Source organism: Arenibacter sp. F20364, from assembly GCF_023015905.1.
Classification (GTDB): domain Bacteria; phylum Bacteroidota; class Bacteroidia; order Flavobacteriales; family Flavobacteriaceae; genus Arenibacter.
Window position 1 is genome coordinate 30,923 of record NZ_JALKBD010000004.1, and the last position, 20,627, is coordinate 51,549.

17 protein-coding genes are annotated in these 20,627 nt (G+C 38.5%); 4 read left to right on the forward strand and 13 right to left on the reverse strand.

What is annotated here, in order from left to right; translation table 11 throughout:
* The first annotated feature begins 519 nt into the window (after window positions 1-519).
* Both MWU84_RS04025 and MWU84_RS04030 read left to right on the forward strand, forming a co-directional pair.
* Complete coding sequence (locus MWU84_RS04025) at window positions 520-3,144, forward strand: T9SS type A sorting domain-containing protein (protein ID WP_246898539.1); 2,625 nt, start codon at window positions 520-522, stop codon at window positions 3,142-3,144.
* Window positions 3,145-3,233: 89 nt separating this feature from the next.
* Complete coding sequence (locus MWU84_RS04030) at window positions 3,234-3,836, forward strand: hypothetical protein (RefSeq protein WP_246898541.1); 603 nt, start codon at window positions 3,234-3,236, stop codon at window positions 3,834-3,836.
* Window positions 3,837-4,372: 536 nt separating this feature from the next.
* Here the strand turns inward: MWU84_RS04030 and MWU84_RS24265 are convergent.
* From MWU84_RS24265 to MWU84_RS04080, 10 genes are all read right to left on the reverse strand, one after another.
* A complete protein-coding gene (locus MWU84_RS24265) occupies window positions 4,373-5,173 on the reverse strand; it encodes a hypothetical protein (RefSeq protein WP_281502503.1) in 801 nt (266 codons plus the stop codon).
* A 541-nt stretch (window positions 5,174-5,714) separates the two neighbouring features.
* Window positions 5,715-6,545: a transporter substrate-binding domain-containing protein gene (locus tag MWU84_RS04040; RefSeq protein WP_246898543.1), complete on the reverse strand. Its 831-nt coding sequence runs from the start codon at window positions 6,543-6,545 to the stop codon at window positions 5,715-5,717.
* A 42-nt stretch (window positions 6,546-6,587) separates the two neighbouring features.
* On the reverse strand, window positions 6,588-7,685 hold the full coding sequence (locus MWU84_RS04045) for a histidinol-phosphate transaminase (RefSeq protein WP_246898545.1): 1,098 nt from the start codon (window positions 7,683-7,685) through the stop codon (window positions 6,588-6,590).
* 706 nt (window positions 7,686-8,391) lie between these two features.
* A complete protein-coding gene (locus MWU84_RS04050) occupies window positions 8,392-8,850 on the reverse strand; it encodes a carboxymuconolactone decarboxylase family protein (RefSeq protein ID WP_246898547.1) in 459 nt (152 codons plus the stop codon).
* 413 nt (window positions 8,851-9,263) lie between these two features.
* The gene (locus tag MWU84_RS04055) at window positions 9,264-10,088 is read right to left on the reverse strand and encodes an N-acyl homoserine lactonase family protein (protein ID WP_246898549.1); all 825 of its coding nucleotides are present in this window, start codon (window positions 10,086-10,088) and stop codon (window positions 9,264-9,266) included.
* 56 nt (window positions 10,089-10,144) lie between these two features.
* Window positions 10,145-10,714, reverse strand: coding sequence for a TetR/AcrR family transcriptional regulator (locus tag MWU84_RS04060; RefSeq protein ID WP_281502504.1), 570 nt, complete (start codon window positions 10,712-10,714; stop codon window positions 10,145-10,147).
* A gap of 249 nt (window positions 10,715-10,963) precedes the next feature.
* A complete protein-coding gene (locus tag MWU84_RS04065; RefSeq protein WP_246898553.1) occupies window positions 10,964-12,181 on the reverse strand; it encodes an ABC transporter permease in 1,218 nt (405 codons plus the stop codon).
* A 9-nt stretch (window positions 12,182-12,190) separates the two neighbouring features.
* Window positions 12,191-12,961 carry an ABC transporter ATP-binding protein gene (locus MWU84_RS04070; protein ID WP_246898555.1) on the reverse strand — a complete coding sequence of 257 codons (771 nt, stop codon included), beginning with the start codon at window positions 12,959-12,961 and terminating at the stop codon, window positions 12,191-12,193.
* Window positions 12,939-14,156, reverse strand: a complete 1,218-nt coding sequence (locus MWU84_RS04075) for an efflux RND transporter periplasmic adaptor subunit (protein ID WP_246898557.1) — start codon at window positions 14,154-14,156, stop codon at window positions 12,939-12,941. Before MWU84_RS04075 ends, MWU84_RS04070 begins: the two co-directional genes overlap by 23 nt.
* 337 nt (window positions 14,157-14,493) lie before the next feature.
* Complete coding sequence (locus tag MWU84_RS04080; protein WP_246898560.1) at window positions 14,494-15,081, reverse strand: DUF6515 family protein; 588 nt, start codon at window positions 15,079-15,081, stop codon at window positions 14,494-14,496.
* A gap of 250 nt (window positions 15,082-15,331) precedes the next feature.
* On the opposite strand from MWU84_RS04080, the gene MWU84_RS04085 reads away from it, so the two are divergent.
* Window positions 15,332-17,359: an NADPH-dependent 2,4-dienoyl-CoA reductase gene (locus MWU84_RS04085; RefSeq protein WP_246898562.1), complete on the forward strand. Its 2,028-nt coding sequence runs from the start codon at window positions 15,332-15,334 to the stop codon at window positions 17,357-17,359.
* A 175-nt stretch (window positions 17,360-17,534) separates the two neighbouring features.
* Here the strand turns inward: MWU84_RS04085 and MWU84_RS04090 are convergent, their stop codons facing one another.
* The gene (locus MWU84_RS04090) at window positions 17,535-18,080 is read right to left on the reverse strand and encodes a hypothetical protein (protein WP_246898563.1); all 546 of its coding nucleotides are present in this window, start codon (window positions 18,078-18,080) and stop codon (window positions 17,535-17,537) included.
* Window positions 18,081-18,254: 174 nt separating this feature from the next.
* On the opposite strand from MWU84_RS04090, the gene MWU84_RS04095 reads away from it, so the two are divergent.
* Entirely contained in the window at window positions 18,255-18,446 is a 192-nt protein-coding gene (locus MWU84_RS04095) for a hypothetical protein (protein WP_246898565.1), read from the forward strand.
* A 123-nt stretch (window positions 18,447-18,569) separates the two neighbouring features.
* Here the strand turns inward: MWU84_RS04095 and MWU84_RS04100 are convergent, their stop codons facing one another.
* Window positions 18,570-19,058 (reverse strand): nuclear transport factor 2 family protein, encoded by a 489-nt coding sequence (locus tag MWU84_RS04100; protein ID WP_246898567.1) that lies wholly within the window; start codon window positions 19,056-19,058, stop codon window positions 18,570-18,572.
* A gap of 128 nt (window positions 19,059-19,186) precedes the next feature.
* Window positions 19,187-20,278 (reverse strand): nickel-binding protein, encoded by a 1,092-nt coding sequence (locus MWU84_RS04105; protein WP_246898570.1) that lies wholly within the window; start codon window positions 20,276-20,278, stop codon window positions 19,187-19,189.
* Between the last annotated feature and the right edge of the window lie 349 nt (window positions 20,279-20,627).

Here is a 20,627-nt window from a genome sequence, read left to right on the forward strand (position 1 = left end):
TAGGTTATCAACCTGCCATTATCTCTATTCCGGCCACTTGGGCCAATAATTGTTCATTCAGCCTTCCGGGATACCCTTCTTTTATTGTTTGAAGACAACCATATCCATCACAATCATAATACTATGTGCGGCCAATACCCCAATGTCCAATTCAGCAAATCCCAATCAATAATGATGGGTAACTGCTTATCATTTACCTGAGCTTTTACGCTGATATGTGCGAAAAGGAATAGTGGAATTATAAATTGAAGCAAAGGGATATGAATAGCTTTATGATAATTTACGGTTTTAAATGTCCGGTATTTGTTGTTATGCTGCTGCATTCAATCTTTCTATAAATGTTGATCCTGCTTTTGGTCCTTTAAATGGATAGAACATTACCAATCGGGCCAGGCACCATTATCATTCAAAATAGCTTCCCGTCGACTTTTGCGTTCCGTTCATCATTTTTAAAAACTATTTCATATTAAAAATGACTTTCTTTACACGAAACACACAATAAAGAAAAGCCTTACGAATATGGCCCATGTTAAACATTTACTATTTTTTTGCATAAGCCTTTTATACACCAATTCTTCTTTTTCTCAATGGACCCAAACTACAGGGCCCATTGGTGGCTCTACTGAAGAAATTTTTAAAGTTCAGAACAGCTTAGTTTTAGCAACCCAGTGGGGCGGAGTTTATAAATCTATAGATAATGGCGAATCATGGAATCCCAGCAATTCCGGTTTTCCTAACAACCCACGTATTTATGACATGTTCGAAGAAGATGGTATTCTTTATACTAGTATCGAAAACAAGGGGATTTATGTCTCTGAAAATCAAGGCGATAGTTGGACCTCTATAAGTCCTTTACAAAAAGATGAAACCTCATATCACATATTTATCGAAGGAGATAACATTTATGGAGGATTGGCTTATGGCGGCCTGATATATTCACCTGATAAGGGGGATACTTGGCAGTTCAAAACAGAGGGGACAACTGGTCATCAATTTGTCAACTTACATGTTTACAATTCAAAACTTTATGCCAAGCGAAATAATAAACTATACGAAACCCAAGACCATGGGGATACATGGGTCGAAATTATTGTGCCGGGGCTCTCGCCAAATGGAGTAAGCTCAATGACGACACATAATGATATGTTGTTTATTGCAGATCAATCCAACGTCTTTTTTAGTCAAGATGCATTAACATGGACTAACGCCAATATACCGTCCCCCGGGGCAAGTATAACCAGTATGCAGAGTCATGAAGGGACCTTGTACGCTACCACGAACAAGGGAAGATATTTTTACTTATCGGAAATTGGACAAAGTTGGACGTTAGTCCAGAAGCCTAATACTGAAGGTTTTGTTAGTAATCTTTTGTTCTTGGATGAAGGTATAATTATGTCTGCCTCCGACGGTATTAATAAAAGTGTCGATGACGGGCTAACATGGTCAGTGAAAAACAATGGTATTAGGGCACAATCTGCGTATAGCATGGCCAAAAACGAAAATTATGTTTTTGCCTCTGGAAGCGACGGTATTTACAGATCGAATGACAATGGTCAAAATTGGAGTATTGTAAATAATGAATTCTTGAGACCAAGATATCCTCAAAACACTCCAGATATAGTTAACGTGGACAATACCCTTTTTGTTAGCACTTTTGGAGGGGTTTTCAGTTCAAGCGACAATGGAGATTCATGGGTTCCCAAATATCTTTCTAATTCTTATTCTAAGTATACCGGGCATCTGGCATATGACAACGGTGTTTTGGTTACTTCCGAATCTGGAACCGGTGTGCTTCTCTCCACCGATATGGGAGAAACTTGGATTTTAGCTCAAACCGCTGGTCTAAATCCTAATTTTCAATACATAAGCATGTTGATTAAAGGAGATACTATTGTCTTAGGGACCTATCAGGGTGAAATATTCCTCTCCACAGATTTGGGACAGAGTTGGAGTGATATTGCTATACCAGGACAATATAGCAATCAGCGTCCCATTGATCTAGAATATCATAATGACAAACTTTATGTAACAACAACCCAAGGTCTTTGGGTAAGTGAAGACCTTGGCGGTCACTGGCTGCCCTTTATAGCCAACGATACACAATACATGTGGGACGTAGAGATTTTAGGGGATGCCGTATACGTGGCCACTTTTAATGGGGTTCAGGTAAGTACCGAAGGAAGAAGTTCTTGGTATCCCCTGACCGAGGGAATGGGACCCAAACGTATCATCAAGCTATTAGTACACGATGATGTCATGTTTGCAGCAATTGAGGCCAATGGAATTTGGTCAGGGCCACTTTCAGAGCTGGGCGTCCCTCCACCAGATGACGACAAGGATGGAATTGCGAATGTAGACGATGTTTGTCCTAATACAATTCCTGGAGTTCCTGTGAACAATTCTGGCTGTGACCTGATCGCTTTGAATGCTATAAGTGTTTATGGCGCGACCCCTACCTGTCCCAATGTCGACAATGGGATCATTGAAATAGCTACTACGCTTATAGGCTATAGCTTTGATATTCATATTGTAGGTGAAGGAAGGGACCAAAGTTTTACAGCTATAAATTTGAATGGAAATTTAAAAGTAGACGACCTAGCGCCAGGTACTTATGAAGTCACGGTTTCTATACCCGCTGTTCTTCATGAGCAAACTTTCGGGGTTAAGGTTAATGAGCTGAGCAGTATTGCTGGAAAGTTTCAAGGAGCTGATTATAAATCCCGAAGTGCTAGTTATATCGTTTCGGGAAGCAACGAGTATATGGTAAATGTCAATGGAATTCAAAAAAAATACGTATTCGATTCCACCATTGATAACGAGATTGTACTACATAACTTAAAAATGACGAACAAAGTTCTTATTACAGGAAATAATGATTGTCAGGGAAAAATTGACGATACATTTTCTCTGGAAGCTCAAATTCTGGTCTATCCGACCATTACCTCTGGCCTGCTGTCAATGTCGGGCGCATCTACGGTTACCGAAATAAGAGTTTATAATTCAGTTGGGCAGCTTGTTTTAAGTGAAAAAACAGAAACTGCAGGGGTTAACAACATTCATTTGGATAATTGTACTCCCGGATTGTATATCGTACATGTTTTGTCAAAAGGAGATTTAGAAACCTTTAAAATTATTAAACTATGAAAACACTAGTGCAAAGATATACTATGGTATTTACATTTTTGATTGCATTTATAGCTGGGTGTTCGAAATCGGGATCAGAGACAAATAAAATGGAATCAATACTACCTGGAAAAGCTGTTGGCATTCTACCGGTAAATGGCGAAACGTGCACTGATTTTGAGGAGGTTTCCGGTGAAGCGAACATGGCGACTATCACCATAAGTTGGTCAGCTGCTGAAAATGCCTCTAGCTATTTGGTACAGGTTTTTGAATCTGATGTCGAAATTGGTGATACGACAGCAACAACCAATCAAAGCAAATTTACACTTGAAAAAGGAAAATCATACTCATGGATGGTAACTGCAAAGAACAATGATGGTGAGACCCAAAGTGATACCTTTTCATTTATAACCCCCGGTGAGGCGATAGGTAATTATGCACCGTTCGCCGCCGAAATCACTATGCTTTATAATACTAATAATGGTGAATTGGTTATATCTTGGATTGGGAACGATGAAGATGGGGATCTTTTGACCTATGATGTTGTTGTAATGGAAAATGATGCCATCATTGAGGAACAAGAAGATTTGACAACAGTTGAATTGGATCCCATTAATGCTTTAGCAGGAGCTACATATAACGTACTGGTAAAAAGTAAAGATAGTTTTGGAAATTTCTCTATTTCTATTCAAACTATAACCATAGCCGATTAGTTAAATACAGTTATTATTACTATAAAGGTAGTCTTGAAATTTAATTTTTTTCACCTTACCCAAAACAAAGTGTCAAAACGCAAAACATTATAAATGTTGATCTTAGGTTTGGTCTTACAAATTGATAGAACATTACCAATGTAATATTGAGAACGTTTTTTTTAAAAGGTCTCGCTGGCTGAGCCAAAATATAGATGCTCTTTGAATGACTAATTGCCTGCACCCCAGCTGGCTGGCTCCCTAAATTATTTCCCTTAGCTTGTTCTTTACGCTCCGCCCAGTTTTGACTTAAATATTGGGAGGCCTAATAAAAAACAGGATCCTAGCTATTCTATAGTTAATTAATTTCTAAACATAGCAACAACTTTGCCTTCACCCCACCTTGCAAAAAAAAGAAAGAGAAGGCACTGTAATTCTATGGCTTTATAACGCTCAGTTGGCAAGAGTAACCTTAAGCCAAAATGAAAATTAAACATAAAAAAAACGTTCTCCCCACAGTTGGAAAGAACGTCTTTTATTATATCGATAGACTTTTCCTATTGTAAATCGAAATAAGAAATCACTTCTTCATAACTCATTTTCTTAAAATCCTTCTGGACGCCTTTAGCCGTAGGTGCTATGGTAGTAGCCGGAATGATCACAAACCTAACACTGATTTCCAACGGATCTGTTAAATGGGTATATTCTAGACGATAGGAAGGCGTTACATTGATTCCTAAACTATTCAATGTTAGCATAGCGGTATATGCAACTGCCATCATCTCGTCTGCATGATATACATAGGGCATTTGAACAATTTGGCCCGTACTCAATTTAAGATATACCAAAATAACATCCTGATCCAAAGCCGCTTGCGTTAATAGCGCAGTGCTGTAACTGGCATCGTACATATCCCCATAACCAGCGGTCTTTTGAGAAATTGTAAAATCGCTTTCCGTTAGGGCGATCCAAGTACTGGCAACTACTGTGGCATCCACACCATCAGTACCATCTTGACCATCGGCACCATCTTGCCCATCAACACCATCTTGCCCATCAATTCCATCAGCACCATCTTGGCCATCGGCACCATCGATTCCATCAACACCATCTTGGCCATCGACACCATCGACACCATCGATTCCATCTTTTCCGTCAATTCCATTTTGGCCGTCGGCTCCGGCATCCCCAGTTTCCCCTTTGTCTCCCTTTGGTCCCTGCTCTCCTTGAATACCCTGTTCACCTTGAATACCTTGGAGACCCATAGCTCCATCAATGCCATCATCTACACTACATGAGGTCAGTGCTATAGACGACAACAATACACAACTAGCAATAATTTTAAAATGTTTTTTCATAAAATAGATTTGATTGGTTTGGTTTATATTTTTATCAAAATTTACTCGAAGAAAAAACGTATCAGTTATATTTATATTGTAAGAAAAATATCACATTTCTATTGGAATAGGCTAATTCCCTGAAAACATGTATACTTAGCTTTTTATTTTTATTTTGTATAAATAGCAATCTCCTATACGCCTACTTACGGGCAGTTAAAAAAGAGTTCATTAACGAAGTTTTATTATTTTGAAAAGGAGTCCATAAAGCAAGCAAAATTGCTAGATTTATTCATTGAAGATCTACTGTTTTTGATTGGCCCAGTTCACTACCTCATCTTTTTTATTCGGCAGTAACCAAAACTCAAGTTACATAACCCTTTAATGTAAAAAGCCTTGGCAAGTAGGCGCAAGCACATTATTGTAATAACTAGGCCATCACCGCAACGCGCTCAAAAAACAAAAGGTCTTGCAGACCTTTTATTTTTATACCGTATTATTGGGTTGGCCGCTATCCGAATCAAGAAAGATAGCAAATGGCATTTAAAGCCATCCAAAAAAATTACTCCAAATTAGCAATTTCCTGCTGCAATAGTTTTTCCACTATAGTGTCTTGTTTTTTTACTAAAAGCCATTCATCAATAAGCCTTTTAAAAACGGAGTCCTTTTGGATCAGATAACCAAAGTCAAAAGAATTAAAGGGTTTGTTAAGGTTAACAGCCTCCAACTCTTTGTGTATTTGTTCTTGTATTCTAGTTTCTATAGCATCTGTAACCATTACATCTGCTTGTTTGTCTATTAGTTTTTGAAAAATGGTTATGTTGTCCTCATTAACTATTAGGGTAGCTTTTGGAAAATTTGCCCTAGCAAAAGATTCATTGGTACCGCCAGGATTAAAAATAACTTTAACCTCTTTTTTGTTAATACTCTCTATACTATTGTATAAAGAAACATTTTCATCCCTAGTTATAGCGACCTTGCCACTAGAATACACCGGAATGCTAAATAATGCTTGTTTTTTTCTAGCGTCGGTTATGGTAATACCACTCATACCAACATCAAACTTGCCCTCCAATAAATCTGTCATTAATGTAGGCCAAGTGGTTGCTATAAATTTAAGGTTTACACCCAGGTGATTGGCTAAGTCTTTGGCCATTGCTATATCTATTCCCAAATAGTTGTTACTAGAGTCTGTTTTATAGGAAAATGGCATAAAATCACCTGTAGTACCAATATTAATAGTATCCCTGCCAAGTATAGTATTTAATATTGGTGATACATTGGCTGCAACCGAATTAGAATACTTGTTGGTCCTGGATAATTTAGGGCTGCAGGCCGTAAGTAGTAGTAATACGAATACAAGGACTATATTCTTAATTTGGAAGTTATTCATTAACATGGACTTATTTTAAAAACGTGCCTGAACTCTATAATGTTATGCCTTCCAAAGTTCCGTAAGAACTTTTGTAAATTCTTTAATTTCTTCCACCGTTCCCATACTCACTCTACACCACTTCTTGCCCAAATAGTTACGGGTCCCGATCAATATTCCCTTATTTTTCATATCCATCATAAAATCCGTTGGATATTTTGAAATATCAAAAAGAATAAAACTAGTCTGCGACGGAATGTAGTCGATTTCCAATTTGCTCAAAGTCTCCACTACAATGGCTTTGGATTCTGTGTTTTTTTGTACCACAAAATCTACAAAATTCTCGTCATCAAGGGCCACCGTAGCAACAGAAAAGGAAGGAGAGGATATAGGGAGACCGGCAAAGATCATAAATTTTTCCAATTCATTGACCCACGCTGCATGGGCAAAACCATACCCAATACGTAGGCCTGCCAAACCATATACTTTGGAGAATGTTTTAATCACCATGACCCTTGGGTTTATAACCATATCTATCATCGATTCCGGGTTATCGCAAAATTCAAGATAGGCCTCATCAATTAAGACGTAGGAATATTTAGTGGCCTCAGTAATAAACTGCCTAAGCTCTTGAGAAGCTACGACCGTACCAATAGGATTATTGGGATTGACAATATATACCAAACCCGGATGCTCTTGGGTTTTGGCCAACATAGCATCCAAATCAAGGGTATGATCTTGTTTTAAGTGTATATAGTGTGTTTTTCTGCCAAACTTTTCCAACATGGAAGGCAATATATCAAAGGTAGGTGTGGCAGTGGTTACATCACCTTCCCTTTGTAGCATAAAATGTGCGACAGCTTCCAAGATACCGGAGGAGCCAGCACCCAATAAAATGTTTTCCTCAGTTAATTCGAAACGTTTTGCCAGGGCTATTTTTAATTCAGGAATTGACGCAAAAGCATATCTATTAATAGCCGTAGCTGAAGTTAAAAAAGACTTTTTCACTTGTTCCGAGCACCCATATGGATTTTCATTGGAAGCTAATCTTAGATAGGTCTCACCAAGGTTCGTTTTAGGCATAGCTATTCCTAAATGTGGAAGCATTATCACTGCTGTTGAGCCCAGTGTTGCCTTTGATAACCAGTTTCTTCTATTCATTTCCAAACAATTTTGAAAATAAGTTACGTATTTTTTTTATATGGGGTAAAACAGTTAAATGCTTTAGTTTTATTTTTAGCTATTATGGAAATATGACACCTAATTATTGCGAATAGCTATTGGATTAATTCTTGAAATTACAAGATACTTCCACGCACATTGCCCTCCCTCCTATCCCTTCGGCTCCGCTTAGGACAGGCTTTGGATCGCATAATAAGCCCGCCTGAATGACAATGTCGGGCAAGCCCGCCCGTACCGAATAGGTGCACTTTCGGGTAGGCCCGCCCGTACCGAAACGGATACCTGCCCGAAGGTCATGGCGGGCATTTATTCATAGCTAGTTATTTTAAATTAAAGAATTCATGCACCCCACTAAAAAGTTCGGTGTCCCTCCCCTCCTATCACTTCACGGGAGCCTGTATTCTGCAAAGCCAAACTATTCGCGAAAGCCTTGGTTTGGGTAAAGAGAGTTTCTAGAGAAAAGTCCACCTCGCCTTCTGGCCCGGTGGACTTTTTTTGGTTTATTGGGTCCCCTACTCTATACGACTATCCTACTGCTGCAATGCTAGCCTCATCAACTGGCCGAAAAATAAGTGCTTCTTAGATCGCACTTATTTTCTCGCGCCTAAATTATGGCCGCTCCCTCTACTATTGTTTAAGCCAAAGTTTTATGAGGCCTAGTTAATCTTGAATAAACAATTTTAATTTATGCCAATTCTTTTATCTGATAATTTCCTGGAGTAAATTTAAAGGTTTTCATTAATCGATTCCAAGTATTGATTTGAGATATAGCCAAGGTTAAATAGCAAATCTCTTCTTTATTAAAATGAGGGGTTAATTCATCGAATACTGTTTCGGATAAAGGATCTCTACTCAATTTTGTAAGTACATCAGTTAAGTTAAGTGCTGCCATTTCCTTTTCGGTAAAATAAGGAGTCTCCTTCCAGACACATAAGGATGATAGTCTTAAATCAGTTTCTCCAAGAAACTTAAGCTCCTTGTGATGCATATCTACGCAATAGGCACATCCATTTTTTTGCGCTACTCTTAATCTTATCAATTCGAGTAAATGTGTTTCTAATGAAGAGCTATTTATGTAATCTTCAGTTGTCATTAAATTTTCGAACATTCCTTTTGGAATATCTCGATACGAAATTCGTTCCATAATATTTGTTTTAACACGTTAATAATTATTCTAATTGATTTCACTCACTATTATCAATCTGACAATTCTACTCCAAACAGCATTACTTGATTTTTTTAATATCAAAAGTGCCGTTGACCAAATAGGTGATTTTATCTGATTTATTAACATCATTGATTACCTTAAATTGTCATCAATCTTTAATACTATCACTTCTACTTCAAAGGCTTCAATAAATCGCTCAGAGGCACTTACGGACTAAGTGCCTTGAACTAGGCTAGCCAATCTATTATCGTGAAAACCAAAATGATTGAGCTAAACCTTTTTTTCTTCTTCAATTTCTTTTATAAAATTATTATCATTTGGTCATTGCCAATGACTCCCAATAGCCGACTGAATACTTTGATTTATGCTCTATTGAATTTGGTTTATGATTATGATATCGTTTCCTTATTATCAATTCTGTTTGGAACTAAAGGATCGTGTGATGGTAAATAAATTGTAGGATTTAGTTTTGAAAATAACACGATATCTTTAAGTGTATCGACACTTTCTTTTGTTCCAATGCCATCAGGTATTCCGTTTAATAAGTTTTCCTGAGTATACGAAGTATCACCAGCTAAAAAATAATACAGTCCATCTACTTCCGCTATAACCGATATATGGTTTGCAACATGTCCCGGTGTAGCCACTATCATTACTTTACCATCTTTAGTTACTGGCATACTCTTACTGAATGTAAAATAACGGTCGTTTGGTAATTCTATTAAGGTAGGATCGAGCCATTTTGGCCACCTATGCGGTAAATAACCTGCTAACAGGCCTTTTAATCCAGAGGCATTTCCAAACTCCTTCTTTTCTATTATTATTTCTGAGTTTGGGAAATGATGTAACCCACCGGCATGATCGGTATGCAGATGTGTCAAGACGACTTTTTTTACATCTTTTTTAGGGTCAATTCCCATTTTTAATAGTTGAGGTCCAATCTCATCCTCTTGTTTCACGTCAAATTCAACTGCTAAAGCATAATAGGGATGCCATTTAGGCAGATACCCTTTAGTACCGGTTTTATATGTTTCCCCCGTATCTACCACAATTATACCTTCCTCATGGTCAATGACCCACGCATATATAGGTGACCAATCAGCCCATTTTTTACCAAATAACACTTTGAGCATTTGAGGAGTAAATCCTTTGGATTTAGTTATTTGGTTTTCCTTAATTCTAACTTTTCCTGTTTGTATTTTAAGTATTTTCATAATAAGTATTTTATGTACTAAAATAGTTTTTTTAGTACTATTTAGAATAAAAAAAATCACTTCACAATTATGCCATTTAAAAAAACATCTGTGACATCATCATAAATATTTTGATTATTCATATTCAGTATATCAATATATTTATTTTTAAGAGGTAATTCCATAAGATTGAAATAAATGGCAATGATAATATCCAAATTAACATTACTTCTAATGACGTTTTCATTTATACCAATTTCAAAAAGTCTTCTATAATATTTATTAATTCTTTCAATTCTGTTTTGTTGAAATGAATCCCATATATCGGGAGTGTTCATCTCAAGATCCCTAAGGAATTCTTCGCTTACGCTGATTAACAAGTTTCTTGTAAAATCGGAGACTGATGCCAGTTTTCCTTTAAAACTAAGTTTGTCATCATTAAGGATTTCTTCCAATTGAGTATTGATCTCATTGTTCAAACTATCCATAACTGCTTGAACCAACGCTTCTTTTGAAGCAAAATGATTGTACAAGCTACTTTTGCTTGTTCTAAGTTCCTTTACTAAGCTATCCATGGATACTTTATGAAATCCATATTTTAAAAACTTTTGTTTTGCAACCTTTAAAATTCTAGTTCGAACATTCATTTATATAAATTGTACTTTTTTAGTATATATAGTACAAATATAACAATTAATAAATTTATTAGCCAAATAAATAATGAAAAAGAATAAATTTAAGTTATCCAATCATATAATTTGCATTTTTTGATTTAGTCAAGGATACTATTCTAAAAATGGGCAATGAAAATATTTTGATGACAAAACTAACAGAACGGTTGGGTGTCCCTCCCCTACTACACATTGGCAAAGCCAATATCCCAATCATTAAAATCCCTACTCGTACCGTAGGGCATCAATGGGGTTTAATCTGGCGGCTTTTCTGGCAGGAAAATAACCAAAAACAATACCTACCAATACCGAAAAACCAAAGCCTATGAGTATGGAGTCCATAGCCGTGGGTATATAAAAATTGGTAGTCTTATAAATTATTTGATTGCCCAGAACTCCCAGCACAATCCCTAAAACACCCCCAGCCAGACTCAGTGCGATGGCCTCTATCAAAAATTGGGTCAAAATATCACTTTCCCGGGCCCCAATGGCAAGTCGGGTGCCAATTTCCCGAGTACGTTCGGTTACCGAAACCAGCATAATATTCATGATACCAATGCCGCCCACAATAAGGGAAATACTGGCTATAGCACCTAAAATAAGGGTCAAAATCCCGGTTACGTTGCCTGTTATTTCTTGGAGCTCCACCTGTGTCATAATTTCAAAATCGTCCTCCTCCCCTTCCAGAATACGGTGCGTTTCCCGTAAAAGTTCCGTAGCCTCTATTTCCGCATCCTGTATATGGTCCTCGCTCAAGGCACCGGCCATAATCATATTGTAGCCCCTACGCCTACCGTACAACCTATTCTGTATGGTGGTGTAGGGTGCAATAAGCATATCGTCCTGATCCTGGCCCATGGTGCCCTTGCCTTCCTCCTTTAGGATACCAACTATAGTGAACGGAACCTTATCTATCCTAATTTGTCGTCCTACGGGATCTGCACTTGAAAACAGTTCTTTCTTTATGGTTTCGCCAATGACACAGACTTTACGGGCCGCCTTCACATCTTCCTCGGTAAATCCGTCCCCTGAAACTATTTCCCTATTTAAGATGTCGAAGTAGTCCGAAGAAACCCCATAAATGGTGGTGGATTTATTGCCCTGCGGACCAATGCCCCTTACCCCATTGGCTACCAAAGGCGACAATCTTGGCATCCAAACGGAGTTCTTTTGTAACATAAGGAGGTCTTTTTCATCTATGGGCCTGCCCATTCTAACATCAATTCCCCCTCTGTGTTCCGTTTTAGTGCTGATCATTAATAAATTGGTACCCAAGCCCGATATCTGACTTTGTACTTCCTGTGTGGCACCCTGACCAGCGGAAATGGTCATAATCACCGCAGCAACACCAATAATGATGCCGAGTGCCGTAAGCAAACTTCGCGTTTTGTTCCTATAGATGGACCGAAAAGCGACCTTAAACGTTTTTAATAATTGCTTCATTAGCTTGAATTAAGTTGTTTGCTCCAAATCTTTTAAAGCACTTTCTTTGGTACTTCTATTTTTAATTAGCTCGTCCGTTAGGACACGTCCATCCCTTAAATAAATCATCCGTTTGGCGAACTGGGCTATTTCAGGTTCGTGGGTAATCATTAAAATGGTTTTTCCCTCGTTATTTAAGCGAACAAACAGATCAGCGATATCAATACTGGATTTGCTATCCAAATTACCGGTGGCTTCATCCGATAAAATAAGGGCCGGATTGTTTACCAAAGCCCTGGCAATAGCTACCCGTTGTTGTTGTCCTCCGGAAAGCTCATTGGTTTTATGGTGTATCCTATTGCCCAAACCAACTTGCTCCAATGCTTTTTTCGCGATTTCACTTGAATTGGAAAATCGACCCGATCTATCATAAACCAACGGTAACTCTACATTTTGAAGGGCCGTAGTGCGCGACAGTAAATTGTAGCTTTGAAAAATGAAGCCTATTTTTTGATTGCGTATATCTGCCAGTTGATTTTTGTTCAGTTTATTTACATGCACCCCATCCAAATAATATTCGCCGGAAGTAGGCTTGTCCAGACACCCTAAAATATGAAGCAAGGTAGATTTTCCGGATCCGGAAGACCCCATAATAACCACAAATTCGCCTTCTTCAATAACAATATCAATGTCTGTCAAGGCACGTACTTCAATATTACCTGTTTTGAATACGCGACTTATTTTTTTGGTCTCTATAACTTTTTTTTTGGGCACCATCCTATTTTTTAGTTTTAATACCATTGATGGCTTTTGTTGTTCCATCCAGCTCAGAACCATCCAAAAATCTAAGGATTTGGGACTGCATACCTGTTTTTATGCCTGTTTCAATAAAGTTGAAATCCAATTTTCCTGATGTATCCCTGTAAAAAAAACCATTGATATTGCTTGGTAGACTCTTCTTGAAATTGGCAGGGGTAAATTGTTCCTCACTGTCAAGGGCGCTTATAAAGCCCGGTTGAATGGAATCCGGGAGCATCATTTTCGCTTTTTGTTCCAAGATGGGTTTTATTTCATTGAGCATTTGTTCATTGGGCCTAAAACGCAAGGCCGAATTATTGATCAACAAAACATCTTTGGCAGATTGGGTTATAAACTCGAGGCTTGCGGTCATTCCCGGAAGCAAACGCCCTTCGTGATTATCCACGTCCACAACCACCTGGTAGTTCACAACATTATTCACCTGAATGGGCTGTAACCTGATCTGACTTACTTTCCCATTAAACACTTTTTCAGGATAGGTCTGTACCGTAAAACGTACTTGGAGACCGTTGCTTATATATCCTATATCACTTTCATCCACGTCTGCCAAGATTTGCATTTTTGATAAGTCTTCGGCAATAACGAACATTTTTGGGGTAGCAAAAGAGGCCGCCACGGTTTGGCCCTCTTCAACACTCCGTTCCGTTACTGTTCCCTTAATGGGCGATTTTATATGTGCATATTCTATACTGACCTTGATATTCTTAACTGCAGCCAATGATGCCTCTTTGGCGCTCAATGCCTGTTCATAGCTATACTGGGAATCCTTATATTCCTGTTCCGATATGACCGATTTTTTATATAGGGCCTGGTTTCTATTGTAGGTATCACGGACTTGATTTAATTGCGCCTGGGCAACGGCCAAATTTGCTTGGGCACTTATAAGGTTGGTCTGCAGGAGGTTTAAGTCCATTTCTGCCAAAAGCTGCCCCGCTGTGACCTTATCGTTATAGTCTACATATATTTTTTTAATGGTCCCCGATATTTGGGTTCCTATTTCCACGGTATTGATGGCTTCCAAAGTTCCTGTACTGGATACTACCGCTTCAATATGGCCTTTTTCCAAGGGGATGTAAGTAAAGTCCAGGTTTTTTGCATCCAATTCTGGCTTCATTATAAGGTAGCCGACTATCGCTATTGTTAATATCGCTGGGATAATCCATTTTAATTGCTTCATAGTTGATCCATTTTCCTGTCTTATGAAATAGAAAGGAATAAAAGTAGTTTGGATCGTTAACACTACATATGATATTCATCAGGTGAACTATCCCAGTCAATTTACTTTCCCACAGTTCATGTTTTGTTCATTTTTATATTGCTCAAATGCTTGGGATAAGCTGCGCCAAATCTAGATTTCATGAATACCTTTAAAATCGATAGACCAGTTATTGAATAAAAGACGAATTGGGCAAAATGAAATAGTGGAGGTAGCGACAAGACCATAACTAAAAAAAGCGCTTACCATTTGATTGATAAACGCTTTTCAATTAAGAAAATACTGTTATTTCTTCTACTTATTCCATATCGATAATACCAACAACTTCATAGGCCCTAGTACCTTCTACCTGTACTTTTTCGTACAAAATATTTGCGTACTCGTAATAGGTCTGTCCATCTATGGTAACTTTTTCGTAATCGTCCGGGAGCTCATAGACAATAGTCCCTATTTCGGGTTCTACCACTTCATATTCGTTCCCCATCTCGGTATAAAAGGTGCCCGCCACATAGAAATAAACCAGGTTGTTAAAACGAACTCTGCGATAATTAGGAGGCAAAGTTTTTATTCTAAACCCTATTCTCGGTGCAATTACAATATAGCGACCTCTGGAATAAGTATAATATTTGTGGTTGGAATAGTAGTAATTTTGTCCTTGGTACTTCACCACTCTTCTGTTGGGTACTGTTCTTACGGAAACCACCTTCTTCTTAGGGGTTTTGTAAACCACTCTTTTACTTGATACCCTATTAGGGGTGCTTCTGGTAACAGTTCTGGTCGTTTTAGTTGTGGTAGTAGTACGTTTACGGGATTGGGCCGTACCCACATACATAAATCCTATAAGTAATAAGGATAATAAAAGATATGTTTTGTTATTTGTCTTCATAAGTCATAAATTTTAAAAGGTTAAATTTTAATTTATACTTTCAGTATTTTGACAAACATTTTCAAAATTGGTTTAATGACAAAGAAGTCTTTTTTCGAGATTAGGGATGAATGGATGCTTTCTCCCGATGAAGGCAGAAATTCTTTGGTCAATTGCCCCATGGCAAGCTTCTGGGCTTTCAAATCTCCTTTGTGGGTAAAAAAACGTAACTTGTCAATTATTATGCATGCATAATAAAAATCAAAGAAAAATGACCAGATACAAACATATTTTCGAACCCTTGGATTTAGGATTCACGACCCTTAAAAACCGCATTCTAATGGGTTCCATGCATACGGGATTGGAAGAGGAAAAAAATGGCCTAGAAAGAATAGCTGCCTATTATGCAGAACGGGCCAAAGGTGGAGTCGGGTTAATCGTTTCCGGTGGTATTGCTCCCAACGTACAGGGATGGACAGCCCCTTTTTCGGCACGTATGAGCACCAAAAAACACGCAATGCACCATAAAATAATTACAGAGGCAGTGCACAGGGAAGGTGGTAAGATTTGTATGCAGATTTTACACTCGGGCCGTTACGGATATCATCCATTGGCAGTGGCACCTTCGGCCATAAAATCGCCCATTACTCCCTTTAAACCTTTTAAACTTGGACCCTCGGGCATAGAACGTACGCTCCGTGATTTTGTTAACTCGGCCAAACTAGCCCAATCGGCAGGTTATGATGGAGTAGAAATTATGGGATCGGAGGGGTATCTGATCAACCAATTTATTGCGGAGAGAACAAATAAACGCACCGACGAATATGGCGGATCCTATGAAAACCGGATGCGTTTGGCAATAGCCTTGGTAAGGCAGACCCGTGAAGCAGTTGGCAACGAGTTTATCATCATCTATCGCTTGTCCATGTTGGATCTGGTGGAAAAAGGAAGCAGTTGGCAAGAAGTGGTGGCCCTGGGCAAGGAAATTGAAAAAGCCGGTGCCACTATTATAAATACGGGCATTGGTTGGCACGAAGCGCGAATACCCACCATTGCCACATCCGTACCTAGAGCTGCCTTTAGCTGGGTTACCAAAAAAATGAAGGAAGAACTATCCATTCCCCTAATTACTTCCAACAGAATAAATATGCCGGAAACCGCTGAAAAGATATTGGCAGAAGGTCACGCCGATATGATTTCTATGGCGCGTCCTTTTTTGGCGGATCCGGAATGGGTAAACAAGGCCGAAGCCAATAAAGTGGACCAAATAAACACCTGTATTGGCTGTAACCAAGCCTGCTTGGACCACGTTTTTGCAAGGAAAGTAGCCAGTTGTTTGGTAAATCCCAGGGCATGTCACGAAACCGAACTGAATTATCTTCCTACAAAAAAAAGGAAAAAAATTGCCGTAGTAGGTGCTGGTCCCGCAGGGTTGGCCGCGTCCACCATTGCAGCGCAACGGGGACATGAGGTGACCCTTTTTGATGCCGATAAGGAAACTGGTGGACAGTTCAACATGGCAAAACAAATTCCAGGGAAAGAGGAGTTTTATGAAACCATTCGCTATTTCAACAAGCAATTGGAATTACACCAGGTAACCGTAAAATTAAACACTCGGGTAACTACGGATGATTTAAAGAATGGCAATTATGACGAGGTAATACTGGCTACAGGAATAAAACCAAGAACTCCAAAAATTGAAGGGATAGATCATCCCAAAGTGCTGAGCTATATGGATGTTTTAAAGTTAAAAAAGCCAGTGGGCAAACATGTTGCCGTTATAGGTGCAGGGGGAATTGGTTTTGATGTGTCCGAATATTTGTCGCACGAAGGTGAAAGCACCTCCTTAAATATTGACGCTTGGCTAAAGGAATGGGGAATTGACAAAACCTTGAAGGCTAGAAGTGGTATTGAAGGTGTAGAAGCCAAAATTCCTGAGTCACCAAGGGAAATTTTTATGTTCAAGCGCAGTAAGGGGAAATTTGGCGGTGGCCTGGGCAAAACTACCGGTTGGATACATCGTACTTGTTTGAAAAACAAAAAGGTACAGTTTATCAATCAGGTGCAGTATACCAAAATTGACGATGAAGGCCTGCATTATATACAAAATGGCGATCCAAAAGTGTTGGCAGTAGATAATATTATTATTTGTGCAGGTCAATTGCCACTTAAAGACCTGTTGGAACCCTTGGAGGCACAAGGGTTAAAAGTGCATGTAGTTGGAGGGGCGGATGTGGCGGCCGAATTGGATGCGAAACGTGCTATAGATCAAGCCTGTAGGTTGGCGGCAATAATTTAACACTTTAAATAGAAGCAACTTTTAATCTTAAGGGTTTTGTTTTTTTTTGTTTGGCCCCAAGGCTTCGGCTCACCGAAACTCATACTCAAAAATTAGGCAATTGTAATTTCCCTGCCCAGTGAAATGGGCAAAGTCGAAAGTGCTATGAACGAATCAACATTTTAAATTTAGCACACTATTTCTTCATTGTAATGGTACCACTCCAGTTGTGATGGGAATTTGGATCCATACTGCTGTTGTAATCATTAGACATTCCGCTACCTGTAACTCCTTCGTATCTACCTGTTCCACCAAGAATTTCAAAGGGATCTTGCCAATATGAGGTTACATATTCAGGCTGATCATCCAATCTACCTTGTATTACATTTCCGGCAATTGACACAAAAAGAGTGTCCCCCTTCATTGTTACCATATACGCATCGGTTTTCCCGTATCCTCCTTCTGTATCTACGCAGAAATCGAAGTTTCCTATAAAATTTCCCAAAGGAGTACCACTTCCTTCGAAATCAACAATAACTCGTGTAATGTCACATTTAGGCTCCAAGCCAGTAGCTTCTTTATTATCAGGTCCAACATACATGTAATCGCCAATAAATTCGGCCTCAAATGGCACGGTAACGAATTTGGTCTTGTGACGTCCAAAAAAATCATCATAGTGTGTACAGGATACTGTCATGGTAATCACAGCCGTCACAAGTAGAATGTGTTTAATAGTTTTCATAGTAAATAGTTTTAAATTAATATGGAATTTGGGAAGGAGTCATATAAATTAAAAAGCTCAACTTAAATACACAATGATCTAAATCAGTTTTAGGCTGACAAAAAGATGATAGAGCCAAGAAAATTACAAAATACGCTATCTCACCTATTCACTTAACCGCATAGACTTGATGTAGTGATATTGTTTATTTGTTATTTCAAGGTAACCCCCAATTTTTGTTTTAATACCCTGCCTAATAAAAAACGGTACAAAACCAAAAACTCCACCAAAACCTTGGAAGCTCGAAGTGGCGGTGCAGATATTGCCGCCGAATTGGATGCAAAACGCGCCATAGATCAAGCCAGTAGATTGGGGGCGAAGATTTGAGGGGCTTCAATATAATCAACCATTTTTGACCCCATATTAAAGCTTCCTGCCTACTACAAAAAACTATAGGGTTGCGGTAGGCAGGAAGCAAATGATTATTGATATACGCTTTACACCAACTTTTTAACTTTCCTCTTTTTTCAAAGGTGAATGATGTTCATGCACCATTTTCCAACCATCTATGGTTTTTACAAACAGAAGCGTAATCTGATCATTAACTATAACCATATCTTCTCCGAATTTCAGATGAAAATCTGAATGAAAGGTTACATTGGCCACATCTCCATAAACCGCAATTTGTAAATCTCTCGCATCAAATTTCATTACTTCGGATACAGAACCAAAAACAGTGCGTTCATGAATTTCGTTGGCTTGACTGCCATTACGTGGTTCTCCATTTTTAAATTCCGTAAACTTTGGACCATAGGCATGAAAGGAAATAAGCTTGTCCAAATCCCCGTCCTTAATACTTTGTGCAATGGCTCCAAAGGTTTCCATCACTTCTTGCTTGGCTTGGGGAAATTCATCATTTATAAGATCTCCCTGTGCATAAATGTTTGTACAGCAGTAGCCTGAAATAATTAAAAGTGCCATTCCTATTTTTGTTATCATAATGATATATTTTATTGATTCTTAACAAAAATAGCGGAACGGAACTTTTTGTAAATCTACGATTGGACCAAAAAAATATACTTTTGGATCAAAAGAAACACACTAGTAACTATCCGAATAACAACACTCTATTTGTTTGAAATAAAGTTTGAAGGTAGAATGCCATACCTTTTATGGAAACATTTTGAAAAGTAGGCCGGAGTATTAAAACCTGTTTGATATCCAATTTCAGAAATATTGCCCTTATGCTCCTGCAGTAGGTCCAAGGCTTTATTTAAGCGGTAATCCCTTAAAAACATATTGGGCGATTTACCAACCAAATCCATCATGGTTCTATATAATCTAGATTTACTAAACCCCAAATTTTCTTCAAAATCACCAACGTTAATTGTTGCATGCGACCAAATTTTTTGGGTATACCCCATTAACTGCCTTATAAAATCTTCCTCCGAGCTGTTTAAAACACTAATAGAATTGTTGGCCAAAGGCTTGTTTTGATTTTCTCCTTCGTATAGATCTTTTACCACTCGTGAAATAGAAAAATTCCCTTTGGCGATATCACTTAAGTTATCGGAAGTTTTTATAGTGTCCTCAAAAATACTGTCTTTTTCAGTAACAGGAGTTCCTGCACTGATACCAATTTTGAATTCCAAATACGGTGTATTGGCATTATTGTAGGCGTTCATAATATCTATCCCGCAATGTACCGCATCTGTTACAGCCTCAAAAGACGACAAAAAGGTGTTGGCTTCATGCCTGACAATCCGTCCTCTATATTGGGAAGTTAAAGATTTTATTGCCGTTGTAAAGCCCCTAATTTCTTCTTGCAAAGAATTTGTTTCGGTTGACCTTAAGGTCTTATTCTTTATTTTAAGGACCATTAAGGTTCTAAAGGCCGGATCGTTTATAATATTAAGGGTTACATTTTTAGATTTTTCAGGATCTTCGATACGTCCCAAAAATGATTCAACTATAGTGTCGTTTACCTCAATAATACGAGTAGGAATAGCTCCGTGCGCATTTTCATGTAGGTCTATCAAGGCTTCCTTACTGGGTGCCTCTATGAGACAAAAGGCCGTCTTCCTTTTTTCATCGCACCAATAGGTAAGTCCACGACAATTGTATTCATGTTCAAGATCCAAATCGGCTTGGTGCATTTCAGCAACATGGGCCGCCGTAATGCCTTCAGGAAGGCTATGTAAATCCAAAAACAATGGCATAATGTCGAATTTGAGAAGAAATTACGATATTTTTAACGGTTTAGTTTCATAATTGCCAATTGTTTGAATGAAATATGTAACTTTTTTAACCGAGAATTAGTTTTTTACATTCCACACGCATGCCTACTATGGCGGGAATCACATCACCTACCCTCCTATCCTGTCAACCGATCCCGGGCCGAGCAAGGCTGGGGTTCCCAAGATGAGCAAAAGCCGTTTCAATTAGGGTTAAGATGGATCCTTTAGATTATTAAGAATTTGTTCTCCAGATCCTACCACCTCGGTCTATTCTTTTCCTAACTACTTTTTTTAAAGTATTTGTCGGCACATACTGCAATGGTCAATGCCC

Excerpts from the sequence above, each read along its gene's own strand:
- MWU84_RS04025 (WP_246898539.1), top strand. The coding sequence starts at position 520 with ATGGCCCATGTTAAACATTTACTATTTTTTTGCATAAGCCTTTTATAC.
- MWU84_RS04030 (WP_246898541.1), top strand. The coding sequence starts at position 3,234 with ATGGAATCAATACTACCTGGAAAAGCTGTTGGCATTCTACCGGTAAAT.
- MWU84_RS24265 (WP_281502503.1), bottom strand. The coding sequence starts at position 5,173 with ATGAAAAAACATTTTAAAATTATTGCTAGTTGTGTATTGTTGTCGTCT.
- MWU84_RS04040 (WP_246898543.1), bottom strand. The coding sequence starts at position 6,545 with ATGAATAACTTCCAAATTAAGAATATAGTCCTTGTATTCGTATTACTA.
- MWU84_RS04045 (WP_246898545.1), bottom strand. The coding sequence starts at position 7,685 with ATGAATAGAAGAAACTGGTTATCAAAGGCAACACTGGGCTCAACAGCA.
- MWU84_RS04050 (WP_246898547.1), bottom strand. The coding sequence starts at position 8,850 with ATGGAACGAATTTCGTATCGAGATATTCCAAAAGGAATGTTCGAAAAT.
- MWU84_RS04055 (WP_246898549.1), bottom strand. The coding sequence starts at position 10,088 with ATGAAAATACTTAAAATACAAACAGGAAAAGTTAGAATTAAGGAAAAC.
- MWU84_RS04060 (WP_281502504.1), bottom strand. The coding sequence starts at position 10,714 with ATGAATGTTCGAACTAGAATTTTAAAGGTTGCAAAACAAAAGTTTTTA.
- MWU84_RS04065 (WP_246898553.1), bottom strand. The coding sequence starts at position 12,181 with ATGAAGCAATTATTAAAAACGTTTAAGGTCGCTTTTCGGTCCATCTAT.
- MWU84_RS04070 (WP_246898555.1), bottom strand. The coding sequence starts at position 12,961 with ATGGTATTAAAACTAAAAAATAGGATGGTGCCCAAAAAAAAAGTTATA.
- MWU84_RS04075 (WP_246898557.1), bottom strand. The coding sequence starts at position 14,156 with ATGAAGCAATTAAAATGGATTATCCCAGCGATATTAACAATAGCGATA.
- MWU84_RS04080 (WP_246898560.1), bottom strand. The coding sequence starts at position 15,081 with ATGAAGACAAATAACAAAACATATCTTTTATTATCCTTATTACTTATA.
- MWU84_RS04085 (WP_246898562.1), top strand. The coding sequence starts at position 15,332 with ATGACCAGATACAAACATATTTTCGAACCCTTGGATTTAGGATTCACG.
- MWU84_RS04090 (WP_246898563.1), bottom strand. The coding sequence starts at position 18,080 with ATGAAAACTATTAAACACATTCTACTTGTGACGGCTGTGATTACCATG.
- MWU84_RS04100 (WP_246898567.1), bottom strand. The coding sequence starts at position 19,058 with ATGATAACAAAAATAGGAATGGCACTTTTAATTATTTCAGGCTACTGC.
- MWU84_RS04105 (WP_246898570.1), bottom strand. The coding sequence starts at position 20,278 with ATGCCATTGTTTTTGGATTTACATAGCCTTCCTGAAGGCATTACGGCG.